This is a genomic window from Microcystis sp. M20BS1 (assembly GCF_020245305.1).
Classification (GTDB): domain Bacteria; phylum Cyanobacteriota; class Cyanobacteriia; order Cyanobacteriales; family Microcystaceae; genus Microcystis; species Microcystis ichthyoblabe_A.
The window spans coordinates 1-8426 of record NZ_JADBUZ010000229.1; the positions used below are offsets into that span (position 1 = coordinate 1).

The window sequence follows — 8426 nt, forward strand, 5'->3', positions numbered from 1 at the left end:
CCAAGCAGTGTCATAACTGATCCCTTTTTTCTTAGCATAATCTGATAGTTTCATGTGAACTGCAACGTAAACTTGTACTAACCATATTAGCAGTTGTTTGCAGTCATTTGCATATATTTTTTACAAAACTTTACAATACAAGGTGAGGCTCAGGCATGGGACACTTCACTTGACTACTCTGCCTACATCTTGCCGCTAGACCCAAACTAACTTTTGGATACGATGCACAGTTGGCATTCATACTAAATCTGGTTATTAAAAACTGATTATTTATTCCCCTTTGCCTTTTACCTCTTGCCTTTTGCCTCTCCTCATAACTAGCCTGTACTCAACGGATTTAGTATCATACCTTGATTCTGCAACGCCTAGACTTACAACTTCAATCAATGTGCATGGTGCGTTCCCCAAAAATCGATCTGTGGAGCGGTAGAAGTTGCATTAGGGAACGCACCCTACAAGATCGGCGATCGCTAATAAAAATCCCCCCTAAGACCGGGGGATTTTTTTCAGGGTAAAATAGCAAAAGTTGAAAGCCAAGCTTAGAGATATTATCTTAGACTTAAATGCTGATGCTATTGAGTATTAGAGAAGGTTTTAGATAGGTATAGGGTACGATCCGTTTTTGATTATTGGCATCAATCTCTTGTTCGTTCATATTGAGATTTTGCTGAAATTGTCGAAGGAAGCCCGTAATTGTTGCCTGATCACCCTCGGCAAAAACCTCCTCAAACTTCCGGCCATAGAGTTCTCGAAAAGCTTTATCGTAATAGCCCAATTGATCGTATCGATAGTCGGATAAAGTGAACAGACTTTGTAACTGATCGGCAGCCTTTTTATAAGGAGGCAATAGCTGAAGAATGTCTTTTTCGGTAATTGATCCTCTGGCATCTCCAATTATTGATCCTGTAGTATCCTTAATCGCTTCTGGAAGATCACAGTAAGCGGCCAAGGGCATATTAGCGGCAAAAGTCATGTAATCATACTGACCATAGTTAACAGCTGAATGCAGTGGCCCGCAGATAAAAATAATTGTGGTAACGACTTCAATTAAGTCCTCTACATCCGTAAAATTGGCCGGCATTCCCTTCACATTGCCCCCTTGATCTGCCGCAGAATTAGATAATTCTCCGGCCCATGCTTGCAATTCTTGATCGTTAGTGATGTCTTGGGGGTTTGGGTAAAAATAATGGAGATAATCAGAAACAAACTGATTAATAGACTGCCAAACCAGCATCCCATCATCCCGGTAAGGGTAGTGGGGTAGTCGTTCCGTATCGTCCATACCCCGGTTACTTATTTCTTTAGGAAAGGCAAAGTCTCGAAGATTCCAGTTTGCGTAGGCATCCTTAACCAGTGCCATCGACTCGCCCAAGGTGCCGGCCAATAATTCATCCACCGGTCCACCAGGGTTGATCAGTCTCTCTTGTCCCAGATGGTTGTTCGTTAACATAAATCTTAGGTGTGGCTTAAGCAGAAGACTGAGGGGATGATTTTCTGCCAGTTGCCGGGCCGTGCCGATCGCGATCGGTTCCATGACAAAATGAGTTCGACAGAGATGGGAATTCATCTCGTGGTGATTGCTATCGGCCACCTGAACACAAATTTTAGCAAATAGCCAAGCAAGGGGGTTTTTCTCAAAAGGAGTATAAAGCTTTTCCGCATTTTCCCCAAATTGGATAGCGATCGGAACTAATTTGCCCCGATCTCTGATGCCACTTTTCCGCCACCAAAAGAAGGCCCTGGGTTTCGGTAAATATTTTCGCCCTTTGGCATGGGTTCCCCCTTGAATCAAAGAGGGACCGAGATAATTAATGTCCGTACCCGTATAATCGGCAATATAAATGTTTCCCGCTGCTAATTCTTGATTGACCTGAAACAATGGCTCGAAATCTGTCTTAGAACTAGGGATTTGATTGAGAACTTGGGCGCGAGCATCCCCCGGCTTCAGTAAATGTAATACTAGGGGATTAGCTCCCGATAGACGTTGTTCGGCAAAGGCATCATTGGTTTGATAGACTTTGGCGATTTTGGGTAAGGGGATAATGGCAAAGAAGTCCTCATAATCTTGTAGCTCATCGAGGGGATCTAAAAAAGATTTGACTTTGACAGCCAGCATATTGGCCGGTAGTTCCGCAGTTGCCGCCAACCGTTCAGTAATGTACTGAAAGGAAAAGTTTTCCGCTGCAGGCACGGATTCCATGAGGACTAAGGGTGGGAGATACTGATAGTCGTATCTATAGGCTTGGCGTTGAAGATTGAGGGAATCAGCCCGCCGATTCGCATCTGGTTCATTTTGGGGCAGACAAGGAGTGGGAGGAGGGGTATTAACCATTCTGATCAAGTTTGAAAAAATTTAAGTAATTGTACCTTGTTTTTTCTTCCTTACATTGATTTCTGAACATTTTTTAATAATTGATTCTCGCTATCACCCATTTTGATTCTCAACATCTGGCTTTCTTTTTCATCTGGCAACAAATATCAGAACGGGAATATCAATATCAGAAACTCCTCGGGTTTCCAAATCCCAGACAAATTGTTCAAAATTAGGATACTCTGACAAACATTCTTGAATAAACATGGGTACAGCAAAAAAAGTTAAGGGATGTATCTATTGATAGATAAGGGGTTGTGGCTATTGTAGTAGATACGTTTGGAGTCAGTTGAGATAGACAAAAATAGTCAAAATATTTATAATAGAAGATTGGACTAAAATTTTCTGTGACTTGCCCATGTTATTGTCTTGCGCCACCGGTAGCGAACAATTTTTAGGGAGTGAAGCGATCGCCACTTACGCCAAAGCTAAGGCCGTAATCCTGCCGATTCCCTACGAGGCCACCACCACCTATCGCAAGGGTTGTGAAACCGGACCGGCGGCGGTGATTACCGCTTCCCAACAATTGGAAGCTTATGACGAGGAACTTAAGAGGGAAACCTGTTTAGAAGTGGGCATCTATACCCATGATGCGATCGCAGATACCCGTCAACAACCGCAATTGTCCGCCGAGGAGATGTTAGCCGTCACCACAGCTACAGTTTCTCGTTTAATTGCCGATGATAAATTTGTCGTCGCCGTCGGGGGTGAACACGCTATCACTACGGGAGTAGTACAAGCTTACCGACAGGCTTTATCGGACCCTTTTACGGTGGTTCAAATTGATGCCCATGGCGATATGCGTTTTGAGTACGAAGGATCGCACCATAACCACGCCTGTGTGATGCGTCGGGTGTTAGAAATGGGTTTACCCACCTTACCCGTGGGAATTCGGGCTATTTGTCGAGAAGAAGCGGAATTAATTGCTAAACAACAGATTCCCGTGGTTTGGGATCGAGATATCGCCGGTGATCCGAATTGGATCGAAAAAGCGATCGCCAAAATCACCACCGAGAAGGTATTTTTAACCATAGACGTGGATGGCATAGATCCGGCTTTAATTCCGGGGGTGGGAACACCTGAACCGGGGGGGTTAAGTTGGCATCAAACCCTAGGCTTTCTCCGTCGTCTTTTCCAAACTCATCAGGTGATTGGCTGCGATGTGATGGAATTGGCCCCGATTAGTGATTCGGTGGTTTCGGAATTTACCACTGCCAAGTTAATTTATAAGTTAATTGGCTATCAATTTACTGCCTAGGGGCTTGCCTAATTAGGAGCAATCGTGTTATAATAACAATTCGTACGGACGTATAGCTCAGTTGGTTAGAGTACATCGTTGACATCGATGGGGTCACTGGTTCGAATCCAGTTACGTCCATAGTTAATTTTGATAGCTTTCAGCAACGGGCAAAAGCTAAACCTGACAAGCTGGCTTGATGTTCGGTAAATTTACGGTATGTCAGACAAAACGCTCTGTCGTGAGCTAAAAATATCAAGCCCGTGATTTTCTGGCCTTTAGATTGTTTTTTTATGATTTTCTAAACATGACTAACAATAAAAATGATAACTATGCTAACTTGCCAGATGAATTACTAGAAGACATTCTGGAAGATGCTCCTAAAATAGCAGAAAAAATCAAGCCACTTTTCAATGAATTACAACAACAAAGAAAAACCCTGCATCAAATCTTGGATGATAATGATTTAATTTGTAGAGTTGACGATTTAGAAAACCCACCTATTCCTTCTGTTGCAGCGGTTGACGGTGGACAAGCTATTGAAAAATCTATTGGTGCTGATACTTTAATTGCAGTTGGTGTTGGTGTTGAAGGATTAGTTAGAGAAGATCAGCGAAAATGGGGTTCAGTTCAATACAAAAATTGGCAAGATGTTCTCCCGCACAGTTCTGAGAGTAATCCTAAAGTGACTAGAGGAGCGATGACAGCTTTAGAATTATTAGTTATTAGTCAAACACCACATGATGTGATTATTGCCGATGGTTCTCATCAAACACCAGTTATCGGAATTAACAGCTTAACCAGTATGTCAACGTTGGATGAACCGCATTTTCAACAAGCTACATGGGATATCATTAATAGGTTTAGCTTGATAGATTCTCTTAAAAAAGCGATGACCAATCCCAATATAGTATATATGGTTAAATATGATTCTTCTCAAGAAATTGGCTTAAGTGTTTTAAAAAACTTTGACCTCAAGCTTGACGATAAAACCAGCATGACATTAATTTTAAATGCCGGTGAATTTACTAAACCGTTACCTGTGGGTCAAACCACAAAAACAGAGCGAGTTTGGAAAGATTTATATATTTCAGTTTCAAGTAAATTTGATTTTCAAGGTAAGCGAGACAAGATAAAAGAGGACTTAAACCAAGCTATTATTTTGCCTAAAAGCCGAAAAGTATATTTTACTTATTATAAACCTTATCAATGGTCGCCAGCTTATAGGATAGAAATGAAAGAAAGCTGTGCTAATACAGAAATTGAATTAGCCAAAGTATTAAAAGCTATCAAAGAACAAGTTGTTTCAACAGAGATCAAAGAACCTTATCCTCAATATTTAGCGGATCTGATGGCTAAAAGTATTAGTGATGGTTTAGAAGCGTTAAGAGCCGTGGTACAATATCAATTTAGTGATAACCCTGACTTTCTCCAATTGTTGACCCAATCTTACAGAACTTAATCAATCTTCATCAAATTACAGGAAAAAGACAATGGATTTACTTGACAAACTCAACAATCACTCAGATCAATTTAACATCGGTAGCGTTGGTTCACCGAGTAACACGACAGAAATTATTATAGATATTAATCAAAAAAGTGAGAAAAAGAGAAATTTAGGGCAGTTAGTCTGTCTGGTTCAACCGCAAGATCAAGAAAATTTAGTGGTTATCGGACAAATTAGTGAGATAGAAACTCAAAATCGCTGGCATGAAGATTTAACCTTTAGAGGTATTATTAAGCGTAGAGGTTCACTTCCTCATCTTAGTGAAAAAGCAGATGTGAGAACAGCTAAATTAAACGTTCAGGCTTGTTTTAGTATTGCGCCAGATGGAAAAATCACCGCAGGAACGTTAGGAACTTCCCCGGCAACGGGTACGCCTATTATTTCAGTTCGAGATGAAATTTTAGATAAGCTTTTAGAGCAATACAAAAATCAAATTATTTACTTAGGTAATGCTTATGCTACTGATGTTAAAATGCCTCTTTGGTTAAAACATTTTGATAGAGGAGAAGGGGGTGCGGGAGAAGCTTATCATATCGGAGTTTTTGGAAAAAGTGGCTCTGGTAAGTCTGGTTTAGCCGCTTATATGCTTCTAGGTTATGCTCAACATAAAAATATGGGCATCATTTTCATAGATCCTCAAAATCAATTTGCAAGTCAGACAGATTTGCCCTTTAAACTGCATGACTCGCTCCGAAAGTTAGGTAGAAAAGTTGAAGTTTATCGTTTAACTAATCAAATTAGATTAGGAACTAAAAATAATGCTGTAAATTTATTTTGCTCTCTTTTATTAAAAACAGAGTTTTATAGAAATATTGGAGTTAGAAGTAAAGAAAATCAAGACTATGCTTCGGAAGAAATCGCTCGAATCATCAGAATTATTTTATCTCAATTGTCAAAACAGCAAGGAAAAAACATAGAATTTGAATTGAATAACTCTCCTGACAATTTGTTACTTAATGTATTAACTTGTCTTAGAGATGATAATAATGCTCTACAAAGAATATATGCTACCAAACAAACAAAGGAAAGATTAGAACAAACTCTTGATAGCTTTCTTGAAAAAGAGAATGATACAGATTATCAAAAATCACAGAAGTCTCTAGAATTTCAAAGAATCAAAGACGATATTTGGCAACCTGTATTAGATTTATTTCTTAAAAATGATAGTCAAGGTAATCATAGAAGCTCATTGTGGCATATTGTTCAAAAATCTGCTACTGATGAGCAAAAGCCTATTTTATTTTTAGATATTAAGGGTGAGGGTACAACTTTCGCAGATAATGAGGAAATCAAAGCACTGATTCTTAAAGAGATTAGCACAATTTTAAAAGTAGCGGGAGAAAATGCCTTTAAAGAGGATAAAAAATTAAACTGTTTAATTTGTCTTGATGAAGCTCATCGCTTTGTTAAATCCTCTTTTGGTAATGATGATAATAGTGAAATGTCCAACCTAACAAGAACATTTGTAGATGGTGTAAGAACCACAAGAAAATACGGCTTGGGTTATATGTTTATTACTCAAACAATTGCATCTTTACATAAAGAAATTGTCGGTCAATTAAGACTTTACGCTTTTGGATATGGTTTAACTTCTGGTAGTGAATACAGACAAATTGAAGAATTAGTAAGTGATAAACAGGCTTTAAGCTTATACAAATCATTTGTTGACCCTCAAAGTAATAAACAATATCCGTTTATGTTTCTCGGTCCGGTTTCCCCTTTGTCTTTTACGGGTTCTCCTTTATTTGTTCAGATGTTTACAGAATTCAGTCAATTTCAAAATGCTAATAATCTTCAATCCTCGGATGAGTTCCATTTTTAAACATGAAAAAACACCAAAAAGATCACGTTCGAGATCAATTGTTATCAAAGTTATCTGAATATGGAGTTGAATGGGATTTTGACTCTCAAAAGTTAATAGTTGATGATTTACGATTTATGCAAAATCGATTAGCTCAACATACGAACTCAAAAGGTTTAAAATATGAGGAGGAATTTAAAAATTGTTTAGCTAAACCTGAAGAAATAAATATTCTTAAAATCAATCCTTACTTAGAAGTTGTGAACACCCAGAAACAAAGAGAACTTTGGACTTATGCTACTTCTTTTTGGTCAATCCCTGTTACAACTGGTTATGGTAGAAGAATACGTTTTTTAGTTTTTGATGAACAAAATAATAAATTAATTGGTATTTTTGGCCTCAGTGATCCAATTATTGGTTTAGGAGTTAGAGATCAGTATATCACTTGGACAAAAGATCAAAAGCTAGAGAGATTATATAATTGTATGACTGCTTATATTTTAGGTGCTGTACCTCCTTATAATCTAGTTCTCAGCAGTAAATTAATTGCTTTATGTTTGATGTTCCCTGAAGTTAGAAAGCACTTCTATGAAAAGTATAACAATAGAGTATCCATTATTTCTGGACAAAATAAACAAGCTGATTTAGTTTATATAGATACTTTAGGAGCATTTGGAAAATCAGCAATATATAACCGTTTAATGAACTGGAAATTTATAGGTTATACAAAAGGTCAAAGCCATTTACATATAACGGCTAACGGAAGTTGGGAATTAATTAAACAAGTCGTTCCAGAAACCATTTTTGATACTTATAAATTTGGTCAAGGTCCCAATTGGAAACTAAGAGTTTTAAAGAAAGGACTAAGAGAACTAGGATTTTCAGAAGATATGCTAAGTATTGGTTGGCAAAGAGGATATTATAGTTGTCCACTAGCTGAGAATTGGCAAGAGTATTTATTAGGAGAATCCAATCAACTACAATGGAAGATTTTAGATCGTAATCAACTGATTAAATACTGGAAAAATCAATGGATTATCCCACGTTTAGATAAATTAGAGGAAAATCTAAGGAAAACGAAAAGTTTAGATTAATCAAACAGATTATATAGCGTTTATCATACCTGTGTGGCACAGTTAAACCTTTGCTGATTAAGCTTTTCAATATCGATAATGTACCTCTTGCGAACAGGCAACGCTATAATTAGACAGAACTGAATCATTTTAAGTAAACTTTTGTAAAATTCCAGCAGGAAAGGTCATCAAATTTTCTGGACTCACTGAAGCGTTATGTTTCCATTGATGAGGAGTAGAGTTTCGTCAACGAGAGAATAGGGGTTTCAGCCCTGACAGGGGGACAAGCGAGCTAGAAAATTTGCCAACAAAGGCTTCTGGCTTCTCTCGCTAGAAATAGATCGAGCGATTCTAGGCAAAAAGCTAACGAAAGAATTAGGGATAGGAGCGAGCTTACTAGGAATCATTATTAATAAGTGAGAGATGGTGCGGCGAAC

The 8426-nt window shown here is 38.3% G+C and carries 5 protein-coding genes and 1 tRNA gene; 5 read left to right on the forward strand and 1 reads right to left on the reverse strand.

Annotated features, from left to right (window positions below):
* Positions 1-559 precede the first annotated feature (559 nt).
* A complete protein-coding gene (locus IM507_RS21605; RefSeq protein WP_002738122.1) occupies positions 560-2332 on the reverse strand; it encodes a lipoxygenase family protein in 1773 nt (590 codons plus the stop codon).
* A gap of 397 nt (positions 2333-2729) precedes the next feature.
* On the opposite strand from IM507_RS21605, the gene speB reads away from it, so the two are divergent.
* From speB to IM507_RS21630, 5 genes are all read left to right on the forward strand, one after another.
* Complete coding sequence (gene speB, locus IM507_RS21610; protein ID WP_002736468.1) at positions 2730-3629, forward strand: agmatinase; 900 nt, start codon at positions 2730-2732, stop codon at positions 3627-3629.
* Positions 3630-3675: 46 nt separating this feature from the next.
* Positions 3676-3749 (forward strand) — tRNA-Val (locus tag IM507_RS21615).
* A gap of 166 nt (positions 3750-3915) precedes the next feature.
* Positions 3916-5070: a DNA double-strand break repair nuclease NurA gene (locus tag IM507_RS21620; RefSeq protein WP_123230273.1), complete on the forward strand. Its 1155-nt coding sequence runs from the start codon at positions 3916-3918 to the stop codon at positions 5068-5070.
* Positions 5071-5101: 31 nt separating this feature from the next.
* On the forward strand, positions 5102-6937 hold the full coding sequence (locus IM507_RS21625) for a helicase HerA domain-containing protein (RefSeq protein ID WP_287637728.1): 1836 nt from the start codon (positions 5102-5104) through the stop codon (positions 6935-6937).
* Between the two features lie 2 nt (positions 6938-6939).
* On the forward strand, positions 6940-8010 hold the full coding sequence (locus IM507_RS21630) for a Druantia anti-phage system protein DruA (RefSeq protein WP_002736881.1): 1071 nt from the start codon (positions 6940-6942) through the stop codon (positions 8008-8010).
* The last annotated feature ends 416 nt before the right edge of the window (positions 8011-8426 follow it).